This window comes from Streptomyces sp. NPDC051740, assembly GCF_044453165.1.
Lineage (GTDB): Bacteria > Actinomycetota > Actinomycetes > Streptomycetales > Streptomycetaceae > Streptomyces > Streptomyces atrovirens.
Window position 1 is genome coordinate 1 of sequence record NZ_JBITCL010000022.1, and the last position, 19,691, is coordinate 19,691.

The window sequence follows — 19,691 nt, forward strand, 5'->3', positions numbered from 1 at the left end:
AGAGCCTCGGCTGGAAGACACCCGCCGAAGCCCTCAACGACCATCTACTATCGATCACATAAGCCGGTGTTGCATCCACTGGTTGAACCCGGTCAGTTCCGCTCCCGGAAATTCGTCCGGGCGCTCGACCGCCACCGGATGGCCGGATCAATAGGGAGAGTCGGAGCCGCTGGCGACAACGCGGCCATGGAGTCCTTCTTCAGCCTGCTGCAGAAGAACGTCCTCGACCGCCGTGTCTGGGCCACCCGCGAAGAACTCCGGATCGCGATCGTGACCTGGATCGAGCGGACCTACCACCGACGCCGCAGACAAGCCTCACTCGGCCGGCTGACCCCCATCGAATTCGAGACCGTCATGACCACGTCGGCTCTCCAGGCCGCGTGACCGAACCTGTCACCCGAACCTGCATCAGACCCCCTTGTATGGGGCAGAGGCTACGGACGTGGACCACATAGTGTCCGGTGATGACCACAGCATGGCCAACCTACAGACCGGAGCCTCCCCCCTTCGATCGCCGGTGTGCCGAGTGGAATCACCACGCCGACGACGAGGGGCCCTGCCTCGTCACCACGCCCGCTGACCAGCCCATTTCACCCGCCAGCACAGGATGAAAGAGGTTCAGTGAGTTCATGACGACGTACCACCACACCATGATCCACCACCCGCATGATCCCTGAAGACGGACCCTGGTCTTCTGGGTGCGGCAATCAGGACGGTGGCCTCGAAGCGGACCGCGAGTTCGTCGAATCGTGTGACGACCGCCCGGTTGCGCTTGAGCCGGTTGATCCCTCACTCGACCGCGTGCCGGGCCTTGCAGTCCTCGCGGTCGAAGGCCGGAGGCCGACCGTCTTCCGGGACATCCCTGAGCCGCGGCCCCTGGGGTCCTGGCGAAAGTGGATCCTGTTCGCCGGTGATCACGCCCTGTGGGGCGGGTCCCGGTGGGAGCCGGCGACAGGTTCTCACGGCGATAGGCACACCGCGCCCTCGGGGTTCCGGGGAACGGAGGGCTGCTGTTCCTCGTCCTCTCCCGGGTCCTCCTGAGGGTTCCACGGCATCCAGGTGAAGGGGTCGTCGGTGGCGAGCGGTCCCATGGGGCCGAACTCGGACTTCTCACGACGAGGAAGAACGACTTCTGTCCGCGCCACCGCGAGGGCGGCGGACGGTAATTCACCGCGCGACCCGTTCAGCTCTCGCGTAAAAAGAAAGACGTTACCCATTTCTGCCTCTCATCGAGTGCCCGAATGAGGGGATGCGCCGCGCATCGTAATGGATGATCTACGCCCATCCCACCATGACATATTTGACGCGATGGTCCATTTGAAACAGTAAGCAACAGGCTAAGGCAGCCCCAAGGGCGATACAAGTGATAGCGGCCGGGAGGGATGATTGACCAGAAACGGTCGGGTTTGGCTGCCCGCGACCGGTCATGTTCCCGGGCACCGTCCGCACGTGAAAAAAGCAGGCAAGGTGCCTGTTTGCGGTCCTGTCCATCCGGAGGGCCGTCCCGCCGGGATTCACGAATGTCCGTTTGGGGTGGTGCGGCGGACCGGCTCCTGCCCGCTTCGGCCTTCCGGCCGACCGCCGACGGCGATATCCGCTCCGTCGGCGCCGGCGGAGCGGACAGGGGGCAGGGCCCGTGGACGGCGACGCCGACCGGGCACCGGAGTCCGGTGAGCAGGCGGTCACGGGGCCACCCGAGACGGCACCCGGGCCCCCACCTGCCGCTGTCGGCCGGAGAACGCGAGACGGTCCACCGACCACGTCGGTGGACCGTCTCGCTGAAGAGCGGGGCTAGCGGGGCCGGGGAAGGATGTCCGCGGAAACGTGGCCGACCGGGGACAGGCTGCATTCCACGGCCCGCGCCGCCCGGATGGTGACGCCCACCTCCAGGGGAACCCGCGGCGGCGCCTCGGCGAAGCGGTACCGCTGGAGCAGCGTCGCCGTCGCGAGCTTCATCTGCAGCATGGCGAAGTGGTTGCCGATGCAGGAGCGCGGGCCGCCGCCCAGCGGGAACCAGGCGTAGCGCGGCCGGTGGCTCTCCTCCTCGGGACGGAAGCGGTCGGGGAGGAACCGCTGCGGGTCCGGCCAGTAGGAAGGGTGGCGGTGCGTCACCCAGGGCGACACGTATACGTAGGCCCCCGCCGGTATCGCGTGCCCGTCGACGACCGTCGACCGCACCGCCCGGCGGATGAGGACCGGCGCCGCGGGATACAGGCGCATGGCCTCCTTGAGCACCCGCTCGACCGTGGGCACCTCGTCCAGGTCCGCCGGGGTGGGGCGGCGTCCGCCGAGGACGGAGCGCACCTCGTCGCGCACGGAGTCCTGGACGTCCTGGTGCCGCGCCAGCAGGTACATGGTGAACGTGAGGGACGTCGCCGTGGTGTCCGAGCCGGCCAGCAGGAAGACCAGCACCTGGTCGCGCAGTTCTTCGTCGGTGAGGGGGGTGTCCTCGTCGCTGCGCGCGTTGATGAGCAGGGTCAGCAGGTCGGTCCCCGCCTCGTGGTCCGAGGCGCCGCCGCGCCGGCGCTGCTCGATCAGACGGTCGCACAGCGCGTGCAGCTCCCGCTGGGCCGCGCGCGCCCGGCGGTTGGCGGGTGTGGGGAAGGAACGGGGCAGGTTCAGCGGCATGAGGCCGCGCCGGAGGGTGTACGTGCCGAGCACGGGCATGCAGTGGCGCACCACGTCCTCCGCCTGTTCCGCGTCCGCGCCGAAGAGGATGCGGGTGATCATCCTCACGGTGAGCCGGCTCATGTCCTCGTTGAGGTCGGGCCGCCGGCCGGGATCGGCCTCCCACGCGGCGCACAGGGCGTCGACCTCGTCGCACACGGTCGTGGCGTACTCCGCCACCCGCTTCTTGGTGAACAGCGGTGAGAGCAGGCGGCGCTGCCTGATGTGGTCGTCGTCGAGACTGCTGAGCAGGCCGTTGCCGAAGGTCTGCCGCATCTCCAGCGAGAAGCGGTCGTCCTTGCGGAAGTTGGCCGACTGGCCGGCCAGCACCTGCTGGGCGCCCGCGGCGGAGAAGACGAAGTGGATCGTCGTGCGCAGTCCGGGCGGCCCGGACACGATCCGCACCACGTCACCGTGCTCGCTCCGGGCGCGCTCGTACGCGCCCAGCGGGTCTCGCCTCAGGTCCAGCAGTGAGCCCAGCAGCGGCAGGCCGTCGGCAGTGGGTACCTCGATCGCGTTCGTCTCCATCCCTGGCGTCCCTTTCCCTGGCTCGGCGTGCAAGGCGGTGGCCGGACCGGCTCCCGCGGAGCCGTCGGACCGCCGGCCTCTGCGTCCATTGCACGCCGGGCCGCTCGCCGTCCGACAGGGGCGCCCGGCTCGCGTCCGTCCTGCGCGGCCCACGCTTGTGCGCTTGTGTGCCGTAGCGCGGGCAGGCGCCGCCTGGGCGGCGGTCCGTCACCCGGGGCGTCGCGCCGTTCACACCGCGAGGCGCTCCGGGGAGTTCTGGTACCTGGTGTAGCCGTCCAGGCGGCCGAGGGTCGACCGCGCGGCGGGCCGCCGTGCGTAGGGCAGCAGCCTGATGCGCAGGTCGTCGAGCCGGTCGGCGGTGCGCGGGCAGCAGATCCGGCCGTAGTGGTCGAGCAGTTGGTGGACGGAGGCGCAGGCACGGTCCAGCCGTCCTTCCCGCAGATGGATCCCGCCGAGTTTGGCGAGTGTCAGCGCGCGGGCGCGGTGCGCGCTCGGCGGCCGGTGGCGCAGGGACGCGGCGAGGGCCTGGCCGGCCGCGGCGAAGTCGCCGAGGCTCTCGTGCACATGGCCCCGCTGGTAGTGCAACGCGGCCATGGGGTAGCCACTGAACGGCGCGGAGGGGCCGTCCTGTCCGCCGTGCAGCGCCATCGCGTCGGAGAGCGCCGCGAGCGACCGGCGTTCGTCTCCGGCCGTCGCGTGCACCACGGCCAGGTGGCTCATCAGGTACGCCCGGATGGGCGGCGGAGCGTCCTCCGGCGCGGCCGACCACGCCGCACGGGCGACCGCCGTGTTCCGGTGCCCGAGCTGGCCGGACTGCGCGCTCAGCGCCCGCAGGGTGACGGCGTACTGGGTGCGGTCGCCTGCCTCGACGGCCAGCTGTGCGGCCACGTGGAAGTACTGCTGGGCCGTTCCGTTCTGCCGGCAGTCCGCGGACATGCGGGCCAGCAGATGGGTCAGCCGGGAGAGTTTCCCGAGGAGCAGCGCGTGGGTCCGCCGGTCGGTCCGGGCGGCGAGGAAGGCGGCCCCGTCCGTGGCCAGATAGGTGGCCAGGGCGGTGCGTCCGTGTGCCCCGCCGTAGGTGTCGATGGTCTCCGCGTAGTACGTGATGGTGTGCGTCAGGGCCGCCAGATCGCCCGGGCCGAGCCGCCAGTCGCCCCCGGCGGGCCTCGGCTCGGACTCGGTCCAGACCGGAGGGGCGCTGTTCGGGCGGAAGGGAAGTGCGCGGAACGCCGCCCTGGTCTCCGGACCGGTGTCCGCCGCGGTCAGCATCGCCAGCGCGTCTCGGCCGCTGCCGCCGGTCGCGCGCAACGCGTCCGTCGGCTCGTCGGGAACCCGGGCCAGTCCGGTCTCCTGGACGCTGACCCGCCGGCCGAGCCGCCGGGTCAGGATCTCCGCCACCAGCGCGGGCACCGGGGCCGGGGGCCGGGAGCCGGCCAGCCATCCGGCGACCGACTTGCGGTTGTACCGGAGCACCCGCTTGTTCTCCGCCGCGGCGAGGTTGACGGACCGGGCCAGCGTCTCGCCCGACATATCCGCTTCCCTCATGAGCCTTTTCAGCTGCTGATTCGGATGACTGCGTGACATGACGACCCTTCCGAGCACATTTCGGTAGCAGAAGCGGAATCCGCCGGTAACGACTCTGCAACCGGGACTGTCATAATGCTGCGCCCATCCGTCGAACCCCATCCCGGGACGGAGGACCGCTTGTCGTGTAACCGCATTCGCTAAACAGGTAACCGATTATTTTCAGCCACTCTGCTCGAATCGCCGGAATGCGGCCGCCGCACGGCGGAGAACCGTGCGCCGGGCCGCACATTCACAATTTCACAAATGAACGACCCGTGGGACACCGGAACCCGGGAAAGCCCTTGGCGCCGTGAAGCGGCCGCTGCTTGACTTCAGGTGTCGGCGGAACGGGGAATTCGTCTCCTCGAATAGCGAAACCCGTTCCCCGGGGATCGCGCGGCGCGCTTCCCCGTCCCCCGGCACAGAACCGGCACTCGGAGGCCGGCACGGAGAACGACGCGGCGCCCACGGGAACCGCCTGCTCCGCCGACACCGGAACCGGGCCGGGCTCCCCCGTACGACCGCGCAAGCCGGCCGCGAGCGCCCCGGTGCCCGCGGCCGCCGCACGAAGTCTCACCGCAGAACGGCCCGGAGCAGCCGCGGGCCGGCACGCCGCACCCGTCATGACCCGACCAGTGGGAGTGGAGACGACGTCCATGAACCAGGCAGAGGTCCTCGGCGCCCCGGCCGCGGACACCGTCAGGGAGACCCTGGCCGAGTGCAGAGCGGCCACTCTTCCCGCCCTGCGCAACGCGGTCGAGAGCCTGCACCCCCGGCTGGCGCGCATCAGCGCCTACCACCTGGGCTGGTGCCGCCGCGACGGCACGCCCACCGACGGCCACGCCGGAAAGATGCTGCGCGGCACGCTGGCCCTGCTCGCCGCGCGGGCGTTCGGCGCGAGCACGGCGTCCGCGGTGCCCGGCGCGGTCGCCGTCGAACTGGTGCACAACTTCTCCCTGTTGCACGACGATCTGATGGACGCCGACGAACTGCGGCGCGGCCGCCCCAGCGCCTGGGTGGTCTTCGGACGAGGGCCCGCCGTACTGGCGGGCGACGCGCTGCTGGGCCAGGCGTTCCGGGTCATCACCGAGGTCCGCGGGACCCCCAGGCAGCCGGCGACCGCGGTGATGGTGGCGGCGGTGGACGACATCATCCAGGGGCAGGCCGCCGACCTGGAGCTGGACGGCTGCCCGGTGGACGAGGTGGACACCGGTGACTACCTGGCCGTGTGCGCCAAGACCAGTGGCCTCCTCGGCGGCTGCCTCGAGGTCGGCGCGCTTCTCGCCCACGCCCCCGCGCCGGTGGCACGCATGCTCCGCTCCGCCGCCCGGGACCTGGGAGTGGCGTGGCAGATCGCCGACGACGTCGAGAGTCTGTGGGGAGATCCCGCCGTCAGCGGCAAAGCCGCCCACGGTGACCTGCGCAGCGGCAAGAGGACCTATCCCGTCATCGCCGCGCTGCGCTCCGGCACCGAGGCCGGCGCCCGGCTGACAGCCCGGCTGAGCGTCACCGATACCCCTGCCGAGGCCGAACTGGCCTCGCTGGCTCGCCTGGTCGAGGAGGCGGGCGGGCGCGAGGCGGCCGAGCGGGCCGCCCGCCGCTACCTCGACCAGGCCCTGCACACGCTGAACCGGGCGGGGGGAGAGGCGGGCACCGTCAAGACCCTGACCGCCCTGTTCCGCCATGTGCTGGCCCGCCACGAACACTGGACGACCCGGCTCCCGGCCGCCTCCGCCACGAAGGGAGCGGCTCTGTGAACGCGGCCGAGGCCACCGGCACGGCGACGGCAACGGGCGCCCGCACGGCCCCCGCCGCCGACGCCGCCCCGCAGGTGTGGCTCCACCACGCCAGGGAGGTGACCGACCCGGTGCTACGGGAAGCGGTGGACTCCCTGCACCCGCAGGCACGTGTCGTCGCCGGCTACCACCTGGGATGGTGGGACGCGCACGGCCGGCCCGTCACCGACGGCTGGGGCAAGGCCGTACGCCCCGCCCTCGCGCTGCTCTCCGCACGGGCCCTCGGCGCCCCGTGCGGAACCGGCGCGCACTGCGCCGCGGCCGTGCAACTCGCCCACGACTCATCGCTGTTGCACGACGACATCATCGACCGCGACGACATGCGCCGGCACCGGCCCGCCGCCTGGCGCGCCTTCGGCGTCGCCGACGCACTGCTGGCCGGGGACGCCATGCTCGCCCTGGCGGTCTCCCTGGTCCACCGCGACACCCCGGACTCCCCGGCTGTCCCCTCGCTGAACGAAGCCGTGCAGCAGTTCATCGGCGGGCAGTTCGAGGACATGGGGTTCGAGGAACGGACCGAGGTGTCCCTCACCGAGTGCACCACCATGGCGGCGCGAAAGACCGGCGCGCTCATGGGTGCCGCGTGCCGCATGGGGGCCCTGGCGGGCGGGGCCGACGAGGGGCCGGCGGCGGAACTGGACGCCTTCGGCCGGTCCCTCGGCCTGGCCTTCCAGCACGTCGACGATCTGCTCGGCATCTGGGGCGACCCCCGGACGACGGGCAAACCGGCCGGCGCCGACCTCCACGCCCGCAAGAAGAGCCTGCCGGTGGTGGCCGCCCTGGAGTCGGACACGCCGGAGGCCGCCGAGCTGGCCGAACTCTACGCCCGCGACCCCGCCTCGGACGACGCCGGCATGCTCCGGCGTGCCGCCTCCCTCGTCGAGCGTGCCGGAGGGCGGCAGCGGGCCGGCGGCCTGGCGCGCCGGCACCTGGCCGAAGCGCTGGACCACCTCGACGCCACCGGCCTGCCCGCCTCCGGCACCCGTCCGCTGCGCGCGCTCGCCGCGTGGCTGGCCCTCCGCGACCACTGACGGCGGCGCCCCGGCGGAACGCGCACCAGCGCACCGCCGTCCGGCGGGCACGCCGACGACACGCCGCGCCCGCGTACCACCGCACCACCGTCCGGCCGGCACGCCACCGTGTGCCCTTCCGCGCGCGAACGGCCCGCCGACCCGCCCGGCCGGTCCAGCCCTGCCGTCCGCCCCGGCCGGTGGACGCCCCGGCCGCTCTTTCCGTCCCTGCCGCGCCCGGCCGTGGGCCGGCACCCACCCGGCCCACGGCCGGGAAAGGAGAGACATCGTGCACAGCCCGGTCTCCGACCCGGTCCTCGACACCGTCCTGCCCCGATGGCCCTTCCCCGCCGCACCCGCACGCGACCCCGGCGACATCGCCGCCGTCGAAACCGGCGGGGCGGAGTGGGCGAGGCGCCTGGGACTGATCGACTCCGGCGACCCCCGGCACCCGCTGCGCCGCCTGTGCGCGGGTGAGCTGGTCAGCCACGGCTATCCGCGCGCGGACACCGGTATCCGCGTACTGATCACCCAGTGGACGATGTGGTACTTCAACCTCGACGACCACTTCGAGGACGGAGCCGCGGGCGCCAGCGCCGCCGCCGCCGACCGGGCGGCGGCCCCGCTCAGGCGGCTGGTGGACGCCGCCAGGCACCACGAGCCGCCGCCCGCCCCCGAGGACGCCCTCCAGCGCGCGCTGGCGGACCTGCTGGAGCGGACCGCGCAGCACATGGCGCCGGTGCAGTTCGGCGAACTCCTCGCGCACCTGGACGACTACTTCACCTCCCTGGTCGTGGAGTCCGACTACCGGGCGCGCGGGGTCCTGCCCGGCGTCGACTCCTACATCGCGCTGCGCCGTGACACCGGGCCGGTGCTGCCGTTGCTGGACTTCGTGGAGCAGGCCGAGTCGGTGCGGCTGCCGGCGCGCTTCTACGGCACCCCCGAGTACACCGAGATGATCGGCTGTGCGGCCGACATCGCCTCCTGGATCAACGACCTGTGCTCGGTGTCGAAGGAACTGGACCGCCCTGACGCCTACAACCTCGTGGTCCTGCTGCACCGCCTGGAGGGCATGTCGCTCCAGGACGCCGCCGCCGAGACCCTGAACCGCATCGAGCAGCGGGTGACGGCGCTGAAACGGGCGTTGCGGCAGGCCGGCGGTCCCACCGGCACGGGCGGCCCCTACACCGTCGCTGAGAAGGCGGCCCTGAGGACCTGGGCCGACGGACTGCTCAGCTTCCAGAACCACGTCGAGTGGTACCTGCGGCACGGGCGCTACGACCGGGACGAGCCCCGCTCGGAGGTCCCCGCGTGACCGGCGGCCGAACCGACCCGGAGGGCACGCTCCCCACGGCGTCGCGCGAAGCCGGGCCACCCCTGCGCGGACGCCCGCACGTCGTCGTGGTCGGCGCGGGCATCGCCGGCCTCACCAGCGCCTTCCTCCTGCAGCGCCGCGGCTGCCGGGTCACCGTACTGGAGAGCTCCGGGCCGGAGTACGTCGGTGGCCGGATGAGCTCCGTGCGGCGCGGCGGGTTCTTCGTCGACACCGGCGCCTCCCTGCTGTCGCGGCGCTACCACGCGATGCTGCGGCTCGCCGAGCTGGCCGGGGTCGGCGACCGGCTGCTGCCCTCCTCCGACGTCGTCGGGCTGATGCGCGACCGGCGGGTGCACCACGTACGGGTCGGTTCCCTGCCCCGCATGGCCACCGGGTTGCTGCGGTTCGCGCCGTTCCCGTCCGACCTGCCCAAGCTGATGCTGGACCACCTGCGGGTACGGCGCTCGCTGGACTGGTACGACATGTCCGCGGCGGCCCGTCACGACGGCGAGTCCGTCGCCGGATACGCGGTCCGCCGCGGGCTGCGGCCGGGCACGGTGGACCACCTGCTGGACCCCCTGTGCATGCTCGCCTCGCTCCAGGACGTCGAACGCACCTCGTCCGTCGCGCCGTTCATGCTGCTCAACTCCCTGCTGGGGGGCGGCGGCCTGTTCACCTTCCGCGGCGGGGTCGGACTGCTGCCGCGGCTCCTCGCCGCCCAACTGCCCGTCACCTACCACGCCACGGTGCGCCAGGTCGAGGAGAGCGCCACCGGGGTCGCGGTCACCTGGCAGGCGCAGGACGGGACGGGGGAACACACGGAGCGGGCCGACGCCTGTGTGCTGGCCGTGCCCGCCTCCCTGACACCGGACCTCTACGGCCAGATGCAGCGGCAGTTCAGCGATTTCTTCCGGCACGTCGAGTACACCGGCAGCGTCCACGTGGCCTTCGGCCTGGACCGGCCCACCGCCGAGAAGGCCGTGATGGTCAACGTCCCGCGTTCCGAACACCCCGCGCTCGTGGGCGTGATCCTGCCGCACAACACCGCTCCCGGCCGGGTGCCGCAGGGGCGGGGGCTGGTCATGGCGCACTTCCGGGGATCCTGGTCGGACCGCCACCGCGACCTGCCGGAGGAGCGGCTCGTCGACCACGCGCGGTCGGCTCTGCGGGCCGTGGGACTGACACCCGAGACCGAGGACCACACCGTCATGACCCACGTGATGCGTCCCGGGCGCTGCGTGGTCTTCCGCCGGCCCGGCGACTACCGCGAGATCGCCCGGCTCGGTTCGGCCTGGCCGGCCACCTCGCGGGTCCGGCTCGCCGGCGGCGACTTCTTCACCCAGTCCAGCACGCATCACAGCGTCTGCTCGGCGGTGCGGGTGTCCCGCCAGCTCTGGGAGCGGCTGGAGGCGGCGCCCCCGCCGGCCCGGCCGTACGCACCTCCAGCCGTCTCCGCTCGGACGAAAGGAACGCAGTGAACACCACGGGCACCAAGGAACCGATCATCGTCGTGGGGGCCGGCATCGCCGGCATGACCGCGGCCTTCCGCCTCCAGCAGGCCGGGCACCCGGTCCGCGTCCTGGAGGCCGAGGACCGCGCCGGAGGCCGGATGCGCACGGTGGAGCACCGCGGCTACCACATGGACCTGGCCGCGATCCTGCTGATCGAGAACTACACGCAGATGCGCGACCTCGTGCGTGACCTCGGCATCGAGGACACCACCCTGCGCACCAACAACCAGGTCGGGATCCGCCGCGAGGGCCGCGTCCACCGGCTGCGGGCGAACCGGCCCACCGACCTCAAGCGCTCGGGTCTGCTCCCCTGGACCTCGCTTCCCGCCATGGTGCGGCTGCAGTCGGACCTCAACAAGTACGCGAACCGGCTGCGCTGGGACAGCGACATGGGCGAGGCGGCCGCCCTCGACACCGAGACCGCCGCCGCCTACGCGGAACGCCGGCTCGACACGCAGTTCCGCGACTGGGTCGTGGACCCGATGAGCGCCATGTTCTTCAACTCGCCCCCCGACCTGTCCGTGGTCAACTTCCTGTTCTCGATGCCGGCCGTGAACTCCACCTGGTTCAACTTCCACGACCGGGTGGACACCCTCACCACGACACTCGCCTCCCGGCTCGAGGTGGAGACCCGTGCCGAGGTCACCCAGGTCGAGGAGACCTCGGACGGCGTCCGGGTGCACTGGCGGCGGGAGGGCGAGCCCGAGCGCACCGAGGAGGCCGCCGCCGCGGTGGTCGCCCTGCCGGGCCCGGTGGCCGCCCGGCTCTGCCCGGGCCTGACCCCGCCGACACGGGACTACCTGGCGAACGTGCCCTACGTACCCGACATCCACGTCTACTTCGGCGTCGACCGCGTCCCGGACGAGACGGCCACCTGCGTGCTCTTCCCGCAGCGCGAGCACCCCGACCTGGGCGTCATCACCTTCAACCACAACTTCGCGCCCGGCCGCGCCCCGCAGGGCCACGCCCTGCTGACCAGCTACTACCGCTATCCGTGGGCGATGCGGCACTGGGACGCCGACGACGAGAAGATCGAGGCGCTGACCCACGAGGTGCACCGGCAGGCCTGGCCGGAGATGGCCCGGCACATCGAGGCCCACCAGGACATGGCGTACGTGCAGCGCTGGAAGAACGCGGTCATCCTGCGCAAGCCCGGCGACTACGCGCGACTGCGCGACTTCAACCGCGGACTCGACCCCCGGTCGCGCATCCAGCTCGCCGGGGACTACCTCGCCTTCAGCGCGACCAACTCCAGCCTCGTCACGGGCGAGCGGGCCGCCGAGCGGGTGCGCGAGGTCGTCACCACCGGCGCGGTCGCCGCCGGCCGCCGTTAGACGACGCCCCGCCGCCCCGGGGCGAGCGGAACGAACGTCTCGTCGGTGCCCGTCCGGTCCCTCGCACCGGCCGTCCGCCCCGTGCGAGGGACCGGGCCGCCTCCCCGACCGTCCGCCGCAAGAGAGGAATGCAGATCATGTCCACGCACTGCACGTCCACGACCGAGGAGCAGCGGATCGCGACGGGCGAGGCGCACGGCAAGGCCATCCTGTTCGGTGAACACGCGGTGGTCTACGGCGCCCCGGCACTCGCGCTCCCGCTGCCGGAGCTGACCTGCCGGGCCACCGTGCGCCCCGCGACGGGGCCCGGCACCGGTGGCTCCCGCCTGCGTCTGGTCTCCCCTGAACCGCACGGCACCCCGAGGGAGACGGCGGGAGACGTACCCGAGGAGCTCTCGCTGCTCCTGCGGGCCTTCGCCGAACGAGCGGGCCTCGGGGCGCCCCCCGCCCTGGAGATACGCCTCGACAGCCGCATCCCGCCGTCCCGCGGCCTGGGATCCAGCGCGGCGAACGCCCGCGCGCTGGTCCGGGCGCTCGACGCGCTCTGCGGGACCGGCCTGGACGAAGAGGATGCCTTCGACCTGGTCCAGGTGGCCGAGCGGTCCGCGCACGGCATGGCCAGCGGCATCGACGCGTTGGCCACGGGCCGCGAGCGGCCGGTGCTCCTCGCGGACGGCCGGGCCCGTACCCCGTCGGTGGGTGCCGGATTCCACGTCGTCGTGGCCGACAGCGGCAGCGGCGGCGGCACCAGGAGAGCCGTCGGGATGCTGCGGGACGCCTTCGCGCGAAACCCCGACCACCGCACGCGGTTCGTCCACCGCTCGACCGGATTCGCCCGGGCCGCGCTCGACGACCTGGCGGCCGGTCGTCTCCCGTCCCTGGGCCGGCGCCTCACCGACTGCCACCGGATGCTGGCCGGCCTCGGCCTGACCACCGACCGTACCGACGCGCTCGCCCGCACCGCCCTCGACGCGGGCGCGCTCGGAGCCAAGATGAGCGGCGGCGGACTCGGCGGCTGCGTCGTGGCCCTGACCACGAGTGCGGCGCACGCCGAGTCGGTGTCCACCGCACTCGCCGGGCGAACGGGCGCCCGCACCTGGACGGCCACCGTCCCGGAGGGGGCCGGACATGACGGCCGGTGAGACGGCGGTGGCCGTCGCGCACCCCAACATCGCCCTGATCAAGTACTGGGGCAAACGCGACGAGCGGCTGGTCCTGCCCGTCACCGACAGCCTGTCGCTGACGCTCGACGTGTTCCCCACGACGACCGCGGTCCGGCTCGACCCGGACGCCGCGGAGGACCACGTCGTCATGGACGGCGTCCTCGCGCGGGGCGAGGCACTGCGCCGCGCCACCGCCTTCCTGGGCCTGGTGCGCGAGCGCGCCGGGCGCCGGGAACGGGCCGTGGTCGACACCCGCAACACCGTGCCCGTGGGAGCCGGACTCGCCTCCTCCGCCAGTGGGTTCGCCGCCCTGGCCCTGGCTGCCGCTCACGCCTACGGCCTGCCCGGCGACGCCGAGGAGCTGTCCCGGCTGGCCCGCCGCGGATCCGGATCGGCCGCGCGGTCCGTCTTCGGCGGCTTCGTCGTCTGGCACGCCGGTGACCCCGACGCCCCCGACCCCGACCGTGCCTCCTACGCCCAACCGGTCACCGACGCCCGTCTGGACGCCGCGCTGGTCGCCGTCGTCCTGGACGAGGGTCCCAAACCCGTGTCGAGCAGGGAGGCCATGCGGCGCACGGTCGCCACCTCCCCGCTCTACCGGGACTGGGTGACGGGCAGCCGCACCGACCTGGCCCGCATGCGCGCGGCGCTGCGCGCCGGCGACATGGCGACGGTCGGCGCGATCAGCGAGCGCAACGCCCTGGGCATGCACGCCACCATGGAGGCCGCGCGGCCCGCCGTCCGCTACCGCACCGCCGACACGGACGCGGTGCTCGGCCATGTCCGCCGGCTGCGCGCGGAGGGCCTGGGCGCCTGGGCGACGATGGACGCCGGACCCAACGTCAAGGTGCTGTGCGCGTCCGCGGACGCGGAACGGGTCGCCGCCCGGATGCGCGAGGTCACCGACGCCCGGGTGGTGGTGGCACGCGGCGGCCCGGGTGCCAGGCTCCGGCGGGTGACCACCTGATGGCGGCCCGGACCACCCGCCGCGCACCCGGAAAACTCCTGGTGGCCGGCGAGTACGCCGTCCTCGAACCGGGGCGGCCCGCCGTCGTCGTGGCGGTCGACCGGTACGTCACCGTCACGGTCACGGCCGCCGAGGACGCCGAGGACGCCGACGTCGTGATCGACTCCGATCTGCTGGGCCACGAGGTGCGGCTGCGTCGCGGCGGACAGGGTCTCCGGGCGCTGCCGGGACGGGATCCGGCCCTGGCGCGCGGTGTGCCGGCACACATCGTGTCGGTCGTGGAGACGATCGAGCAGCTGCGGACGGAACGGCGGCTCGGTCTGGCGCCGGTCCGGCTCTCGGTCCGCAGCGACCTGCACCGCGGTGGCGTCAAGACCGGGCTGGGATCCAGCGCGGCGGTCACCGTCGCGGCGGTCCGGGCTCTGGCGGACCACTACGGCATGCGGCTGTCCCGCGAAGACGTCTTCCGGCTCGCTCTGCTGGCCACCGTCCGGATCGACGCGGGGCCTTCGGGGGCCGACCTCGCGGCCGCGACCTGGCGAGGATGGGTGTCCTACCGGTCGCCCGACCGGCAGGCCCTGCTGACCGGCCTGCGGCGGCAGGGCGTCGCGCACACCCTGGGACAGCCCTGGAGCGGTTTCGCCGTCCGGCCGCTGCCGCCTCCCACCCGTCTCGCCCTGCACGTGGGCTGGAGCGGCCGTCCGGCGTCCACCACCGCGCTCGTCGCCGACCTCGCCACCCGGCGGGAGTGGCAGGGAGCGCTGCGGCTCCGCTTCCTCGACGACAGCGAACAGTGCGTGTCAGCCGCCGAACGGGCGCTGCTGCGGGACGAGCCGGCAGCCCTCCTGGACGCCGTGCGCACCGCCCGCGGCCTGCTGGACCGGCTCGACGCCGAGACCTCCCTCGGCATCGTCACCGCTGACCTGCGGCGTCTCTGCGAGGTGGCCGAGTCCTGCGGCGCCGGCGCCAAACCCTCCGGCGCGGGCGGCGGCGACTGTGGCATCGCCCTGCTCCCGGCCCACCGCTCCGCGGCGCTGCTGCGCCTGCGCTGGACGGCGGCCGGCATCACCCCCCTGCCGCTCGGCGTGACCGCCGGCGCCGGCGCGGACCCCGGTCCCGAGGACCGGACCGTCCCCGACGCCGCCCCTTCCCCGCGAGGACACATCCGATGACCGCACACCGCAAGGACGACCACGTCCGGCTCGCCCACGCCCAGCACACCGCCGGGAATGAGCCGCCACTGCCCGGGGGGCCTCCGCGGCCGAGCCAGTTCGACGAGGTGCGCTTCGTGCACCACGCCCTGGCCGGCACCGACCGCGAGAAGGTCTCGCTGGCGACCCGCTTCGCCGGGATCGAGTGGCCGGTCCCGCTGTACATCAACGCCATGACCGGCGGCAGCGCGCGCACCGGCGAGATCAACCGGGACCTGGCCGTCGCCGCCCGTGAGACCGGACTGCCCATCGCCACCGGCTCCATGAGCCCCTATCTCAAGGACCCCGACACGGCGTCCACCTTCACCACCGTGCGCCGCCGGCACCCGGACGGCTTCGTCCTGGCCAACCTCAACGCCGAGGCCACCCCCGAACAGGCCCGCCGGGCCGTGGGCCTGCTGGAGGCCGACGCCCTGCAGATCCACCTCAACGCCGTGCAGGAGACCGTCATGCCCGAGGGCGACCGGTCCTTCGCGCACTGGGCCACCGGCATCGAACGCATCGCCGCCGCCGTCGACGTACCCGTCGTCGTCAAGGAGGTCGGCTTCGGACTGAGCGGACGGACCGTGCGCGAGCTGGCCTCGCTCGGGGTGCGCGCCGCCGACGTGGCCGGCAGTGGCGGAACCGACTTCGCCCGCATCGAGAACGGCCGCCGGAAGCGGCCCGACTACGCCTACCTGGCGGGCTGGGGCCTGAGCACCCCGGCCGCGCTCCTCGACGCCCGTGACCGCGGTCTGCCGCTCCTCGCCTCCGGCGGCGTCCGCAACCCCCTCGACGTCGCCCGCGCGCTGGCTCTCGGCGCCCGCGCCGTCGGCGCCTCGGGCCCCTTCCTCACCACGCTCCTCGACGGCGGTGTGGACGCCCTCGTACGGCACATCACCACCTGGCTGGACCAGCTCACCGCCCTCATGACCCTGCTCGGCGCGCACACCACGGACGCGCTCGCCGACTGCGACGTCCTGCTCACCGGATCACTGCGCGCCTTCGCCATCGACCGCGGCCTGACGACGGCCGCGCGGAAAGGAGTCACCGCATGACCCTCACGGCGGAACCGTCAACCGGCCTCTCGGCGGCGGGCGTCCCCCTGCGCTGGGTGGGCCCCGTACGCCTCAGCGGCAACGTCACCACCACCGAGACCGAGGTGCCCCTGGCCACCTACGAATCCCCGCTGTGGCCCTCCGTCGGCCGCGGCGCCAAGATCTCCCGGCTGGTCGAGGGCGGCATCCGCGCCACCCTCGTCGACGAGCGGATGACGCGGTCGGTCCTGGTGGAGGCCGACGACGCGGCCACCGCCCACGCCGCGGCCCGCGCGGTCCAGGAGGACCTCCCGCGGCTGCGGGAGATCACCCGGGCGAGCAGCCGCTACGCCCGGCTCCTCGAGGTCCGCCACGAGATCACCGGGCCGCTGCTGTTCATCCGCTTCGCGTTCGCCACCGGCGACGCCTCCGGCCACAACATGGCCACCCTCGCCTCCGACGCCCTGCTGGCCCATCTGCTCGCCACCGTGCCCGGCATCCGGTACGGCTCCATCTCCGCGAACTACTGCACCGACAAGAAGGCCACCGCCGTCAACGGCATCCTCGGCCGCGGGAAGAACGTCGTCGCCGAGATCCTGGTGCCCCGGCACGTCGTGGAGTCGCACCTGCGCACGACCGCCGACCGGATCACCGCCCTCAACATCAACAAGAACCTCGTGGGCACCCTGCTGGCCGGCGGCATCCGCTCCGCCAACGCCCACTACGCCAACATGCTCCTCGCCTTCTACCTGGCCACCGGCCAGGACGCGGCGAACATCGTGGAGGGCTCCCAGGGCGTCACCTACACCCAGGACCGGGACGGAGACCTCTACTTCTCCTGCACCCTGCCCAACCTGATCCTCGGCACGGTCGGCAACGGCAAGGGCCTCGGCTTCGTCGACGCCCACCTCACCCGGCTCGGCTGCCGCGAGGACCGGCCCGCCGGCGAGAACGCCCAGCGGCTCACCGTCCTCGCCGCCGCCACCGTCCTGTGCGGCGAACTGTCCCTGCTCGCCGCGCAGACCAACCCCGGCGAACTGATGAAGGCCCACAACCGATTCGAACGCGCCACGGGAGACGCACATGTCCGCTGAGACCGCCATCGGCATCCACGACCTGTCCTTCCGCACCACCAGCCTCGTCCTGCCCCATACCGAACTGGCCCGCTCCAACGGCACCGACGTCGCCAAGTACCACAAGGGCCTGGGGCAGCGGGCGATGAGCGTCCCCACCGCCGACGAGGACATCGTCACCATGGCGGCCGCCGCCGCGCTGCCCCTGGTGCAGCGGCACGGCCCCGGCCGCATCCGCACCGTCGTCTTCGCCACCGAGAGCTCCATAGACCAGTCGAAGGCCGCCGGTGTGTACGTCCACTCGCTGCTGGGACTGCCGCCGCACGCCCGCGTCGTCGAGGTCAAGCAGGCCTGCTACGGAGCAACCGCCGCACTGCAGTTCTCGGCGGGACTGGTCCACCGCGACCCCGATCAGCAGGTCCTCGTCATCGCCAGCGACATCTCCCGCTACGACCTCGACAGCCCCGGCGAGGCCACCCAGGGTGCGGCGGCCGCCGCCATGCTCGTCTCGGCCGACCCCGCCCTGCTCGAACTCACCGGCCCCTCGGGCCTGTTCACCGCCGACGTGATGGACTTCTGGCGCCCCAACTACCGCGCCACGGCCCTGGTCAACGGCAAGGAGTCGGTCACGGCCTACCTCGACGCGGTCGAGGGCGCCTGGCGCGACTACCAGGATCGCGGCGGCCTGCCGCTGGAGGACTTCCGCACCTTCTGCTACCACCAGCCCTACACCCGGCTGGCCTTCAAGGCCCACCGGGCGCTCCTGGAGACGTGCGGGGCCGGCCCGGACGAGGAAGCGCTGCAGCACGCCGTGGCCCCCACCACCCGCTACAACGAGACCGTGGGCAACAGCTACACGGCCTCCGTGTACCTGGCCCTCACCGCTGCCCTGGAGAACTGCCCCGATCTGGACGGCCGGACGCTGGGCCTGTTCAGCTACGGCTCCGGCAGCGTCGCCGAGTTCTTCGCCACCCGGGTGCGCCCCGGCTACCGGTCACACCTGCGCGGCGACGCGCACGGGGAGGCCGTCGGCGCCCGACAGGCCATCGACTACGAGACGTACCGCGGGCTGCGCCTGCACAGCCTGCCCACCGACGGCAGCTGGTACGAGCTGCCCCACCAGACCCGTGGCCCGTTCCGGCTGGCGGCCCTCCGCGACCACCAGCGCATCTACGAGGCGGCCTGACCGGCAGCGGTTCCCCGGCGCCGGCGGCGCGGACTCCGGGGCCGGAACCGGCACCGGGCGCCCGACGCGCGGCGGCGCCCCTCGGACCGATTGGAGACGAGTCGACATGAGCAGTCCTTCAGCCGCTGTCCCCGCCGCGGGAGCCGTCGGTGTGCTCGGCACCGGTTCCTGCCTGCCCGGAGACGTCGTCACCAACGAGGACGTGGGTACGCCGGCCGGGGTGACGCCGGAGTGGATCGAGCAGCGCACGGGCATCCGGGCGCGCCGCCGGGCCAAGCCCGACGACGTCACCTCCGGCCTCGCCACGGCCGCCGCCCGCACCGCGCTGGCCGCGGCCGGCATCGGGGCCGGTGACCTCTCCCTGATCGTGGTGGCGACCTCCACTCCGGACTCCCCGCAACCCCCGACCGCCACCGCGGTCGCCGCCGGACTCGGTGTCCCACCCGGCACGCCCGCCTACGACATGAACGCCGTGTGCAGCGGCTTCGTCTTCGCCCTGGTCGCGGCCGAACGGATGCTGCACGGCACCGCGGGGCACGCCCTGGTCGTCGGTGCCGACATCTACTCCCGCATCCTCGACCCGGCCGACCGCCGCACCGCGGTCCTGTTCGGTGACGGCGCGAGTGCCGTCGTCCTGGGCCCCGTCCGCGGCAGGGGCGTCATCGCCACCCGCCTGGCGTCGTTCCCCGACCACCGTGACCTGATCCGCGTCCCGGCCGGCGGCAGCCGGATCCCGGCCTCGCCCGAATCCCTCGCGGGGGGCCTGCACTACTTCACGATGGACGGCCGGGCCGTGCGCGCCTTCGTCGAGGACCACGTCGCACCGATGATCGACGGCTTCCTCCAGGATCACGGTGCTCCGGCGTCCGGAGCGGACGCGCCCCGTGTCCACTTCGTGCCCCACCAGGCGAACGGCCGCATGATCGAGAAACTGGCGGCCGGTCTCGGCTTCCCGCCGGAACGCGCCCATGCGACCGTCCGGGAGTACGGCAACACCGGTGCGGCGTCGGTGCCCGTGACCCTCGACCACGCGGCGAGCCGTCTGGCGCCGGGCGATCTCGTTCTGCTGGCCGGGTTCGGCGGAGGCATGGCCGCCGGACTTGCCCTCCTCGAATGGGGGCCCCGAGGCCTCCGCCCGGCACGGCCGACCGGGGCCTGACCGGAGGAGATCACGGCGGGCATGGGGCGCCGGTCGGCCACGCTGACCGTCCCCGTGGACGGCGGAACGGCTCGTGTGCAGGTCATGGGTGGCGGGGGGGCCCGGCGGGGGGGCGGGGGGGCCCCCGGGGGGGGGGGGGCGGGGGGGGGGGGCGCCCCCCACCCCCCCGGGGGGCCCAGTATAGATTGG

The 19,691-nt window shown here is 73.2% G+C and carries 15 protein-coding genes and 1 pseudogene; 13 read left to right on the top strand and 3 right to left on the bottom strand.

Annotated features, from left to right (window positions below; genetic code table 11):
- Window positions 1–93: 93 nt before the first annotated feature.
- Window positions 94–384: pseudogene (locus ACIA6T_RS28805) on the top strand (integrase core domain-containing protein); the annotation flags it as partial.
- 575 nt (window positions 385–959) lie between these two features.
- Here the strand turns inward: ACIA6T_RS28805 and ACIA6T_RS28810 are convergent.
- The 3 genes from ACIA6T_RS28810 to ACIA6T_RS28820 form a co-directional block, all read right to left on the bottom strand.
- Entirely contained in the window at window positions 960–1,091 is a 132-nt protein-coding gene (locus ACIA6T_RS28810; protein WP_399449412.1) for a hypothetical protein, read from the bottom strand.
- Between the two features lie 700 nt (window positions 1,092–1,791).
- Window positions 1,792–3,195 carry a cytochrome P450 gene (locus ACIA6T_RS28815; RefSeq protein WP_399449413.1) on the bottom strand — a complete coding sequence of 468 codons (1,404 nt, stop codon included), beginning with the start codon at window positions 3,193–3,195 and terminating at the stop codon, window positions 1,792–1,794.
- A gap of 228 nt (window positions 3,196–3,423) precedes the next feature.
- Window positions 3,424–4,725: a hypothetical protein gene (locus ACIA6T_RS28820; protein WP_399449414.1), complete on the bottom strand. Its 1,302-nt coding sequence runs from the start codon at window positions 4,723–4,725 to the stop codon at window positions 3,424–3,426.
- 692 nt (window positions 4,726–5,417) lie between these two features.
- Between ACIA6T_RS28820 and ACIA6T_RS28825 the strand changes: the two genes are divergently transcribed.
- The 12 genes from ACIA6T_RS28825 (at window position 5,418) to ACIA6T_RS28880 (ending at window position 19,502) form a co-directional block, all read left to right on the top strand.
- Complete coding sequence (locus ACIA6T_RS28825; RefSeq protein WP_399449416.1) at window positions 5,418–6,518, top strand: polyprenyl synthetase family protein; 1,101 nt, start codon at window positions 5,418–5,420, stop codon at window positions 6,516–6,518.
- Window positions 6,515–7,588, top strand: a complete 1,074-nt coding sequence (locus ACIA6T_RS28830; protein ID WP_399449417.1) for a polyprenyl synthetase family protein — start codon at window positions 6,515–6,517, stop codon at window positions 7,586–7,588. The genes ACIA6T_RS28825 and ACIA6T_RS28830 overlap by 4 nt, the downstream gene beginning before the upstream one ends.
- Window positions 7,589–7,856: 268 nt before the next feature.
- Window positions 7,857–8,882 carry a terpene synthase family protein gene (locus tag ACIA6T_RS28835; RefSeq protein ID WP_399449418.1) on the top strand — a complete coding sequence of 342 codons (1,026 nt, stop codon included), beginning with the start codon at window positions 7,857–7,859 and terminating at the stop codon, window positions 8,880–8,882.
- Window positions 8,879–10,360, top strand: coding sequence for a protoporphyrinogen/coproporphyrinogen oxidase (locus ACIA6T_RS28840; protein WP_399449419.1), 1,482 nt, complete (start codon window positions 8,879–8,881; stop codon window positions 10,358–10,360). The genes ACIA6T_RS28835 and ACIA6T_RS28840 overlap by 4 nt, the downstream gene beginning before the upstream one ends.
- Window positions 10,357–11,727, top strand: a complete 1,371-nt coding sequence (locus ACIA6T_RS28845) for a protoporphyrinogen/coproporphyrinogen oxidase (protein WP_399449420.1) — start codon at window positions 10,357–10,359, stop codon at window positions 11,725–11,727. Before ACIA6T_RS28840 ends, ACIA6T_RS28845 begins: the two co-directional genes overlap by 4 nt.
- A gap of 137 nt (window positions 11,728–11,864) precedes the next feature.
- Entirely contained in the window at window positions 11,865–12,869 is a 1,005-nt protein-coding gene (gene mvk / locus ACIA6T_RS28850; protein WP_399449421.1) for a mevalonate kinase, read from the top strand.
- Entirely contained in the window at window positions 12,856–13,857 is a 1,002-nt protein-coding gene (gene mvaD / locus ACIA6T_RS28855) for a diphosphomevalonate decarboxylase (RefSeq protein WP_399449422.1), read from the top strand. Before mvk ends, mvaD begins: the two co-directional genes overlap by 14 nt.
- Entirely contained in the window at window positions 13,857–15,029 is a 1,173-nt protein-coding gene (locus ACIA6T_RS28860; protein WP_399449423.1) for a phosphomevalonate kinase, read from the top strand. The genes mvaD and ACIA6T_RS28860 overlap by 1 nt, the downstream gene beginning before the upstream one ends.
- Window positions 15,026–16,105 (top strand): type 2 isopentenyl-diphosphate Delta-isomerase, encoded by a 1,080-nt coding sequence (fni, locus tag ACIA6T_RS28865; protein WP_399449424.1) that lies wholly within the window; start codon window positions 15,026–15,028, stop codon window positions 16,103–16,105. The genes ACIA6T_RS28860 and fni overlap by 4 nt, the downstream gene beginning before the upstream one ends.
- Window positions 16,102–17,178 (top strand): hydroxymethylglutaryl-CoA reductase, encoded by a 1,077-nt coding sequence (locus tag ACIA6T_RS28870; RefSeq protein WP_399449425.1) that lies wholly within the window; start codon window positions 16,102–16,104, stop codon window positions 17,176–17,178. Before fni ends, ACIA6T_RS28870 begins: the two co-directional genes overlap by 4 nt.
- A complete protein-coding gene (locus tag ACIA6T_RS28875) occupies window positions 17,168–18,343 on the top strand; it encodes a hydroxymethylglutaryl-CoA synthase (RefSeq protein WP_399449426.1) in 1,176 nt (391 codons plus the stop codon). Before ACIA6T_RS28870 ends, ACIA6T_RS28875 begins: the two co-directional genes overlap by 11 nt.
- A 106-nt stretch (window positions 18,344–18,449) precedes the next feature.
- Complete coding sequence (locus tag ACIA6T_RS28880; RefSeq protein ID WP_399449427.1) at window positions 18,450–19,502, top strand: 3-oxoacyl-ACP synthase III family protein; 1,053 nt, start codon at window positions 18,450–18,452, stop codon at window positions 19,500–19,502.
- Window positions 19,503–19,691: the final 189 nt, after the last annotated feature.

What these genes read in the sequence shown, in the direction of transcription:
- mvk (WP_399449421.1), top strand. Translation starts at nt 11,865, where the DNA reads ATGTCCACGCACTGCACGTCCACGACCGAGGAGCAGCGGATCGCGACG.
- ACIA6T_RS28810 (WP_399449412.1), bottom strand. Translation starts at nt 1,091, where the DNA reads ATGGGACCGCTCGCCACCGACGACCCCTTCACCTGGATGCCGTGGAAC.
- ACIA6T_RS28870 (WP_399449425.1), top strand. Translation starts at nt 16,102, where the DNA reads ATGACCCTCACGGCGGAACCGTCAACCGGCCTCTCGGCGGCGGGCGTC.
- ACIA6T_RS28815 (WP_399449413.1), bottom strand. Translation starts at nt 3,195, where the DNA reads ATGGAGACGAACGCGATCGAGGTACCCACTGCCGACGGCCTGCCGCTG.
- ACIA6T_RS28820 (WP_399449414.1), bottom strand. Translation starts at nt 4,725, where the DNA reads ATGTCGGGCGAGACGCTGGCCCGGTCCGTCAACCTCGCCGCGGCGGAG.
- mvaD (WP_399449422.1), top strand. Translation starts at nt 12,856, where the DNA reads ATGACGGCCGGTGAGACGGCGGTGGCCGTCGCGCACCCCAACATCGCC.
- ACIA6T_RS28860 (WP_399449423.1), top strand. Translation starts at nt 13,857, where the DNA reads ATGGCGGCCCGGACCACCCGCCGCGCACCCGGAAAACTCCTGGTGGCC.
- ACIA6T_RS28880 (WP_399449427.1), top strand. Translation starts at nt 18,450, where the DNA reads ATGAGCAGTCCTTCAGCCGCTGTCCCCGCCGCGGGAGCCGTCGGTGTG.
- ACIA6T_RS28875 (WP_399449426.1), top strand. Translation starts at nt 17,168, where the DNA reads ATGTCCGCTGAGACCGCCATCGGCATCCACGACCTGTCCTTCCGCACC.
- fni (WP_399449424.1), top strand. Translation starts at nt 15,026, where the DNA reads ATGACCGCACACCGCAAGGACGACCACGTCCGGCTCGCCCACGCCCAG.
- ACIA6T_RS28825 (WP_399449416.1), top strand. Translation starts at nt 5,418, where the DNA reads ATGAACCAGGCAGAGGTCCTCGGCGCCCCGGCCGCGGACACCGTCAGG.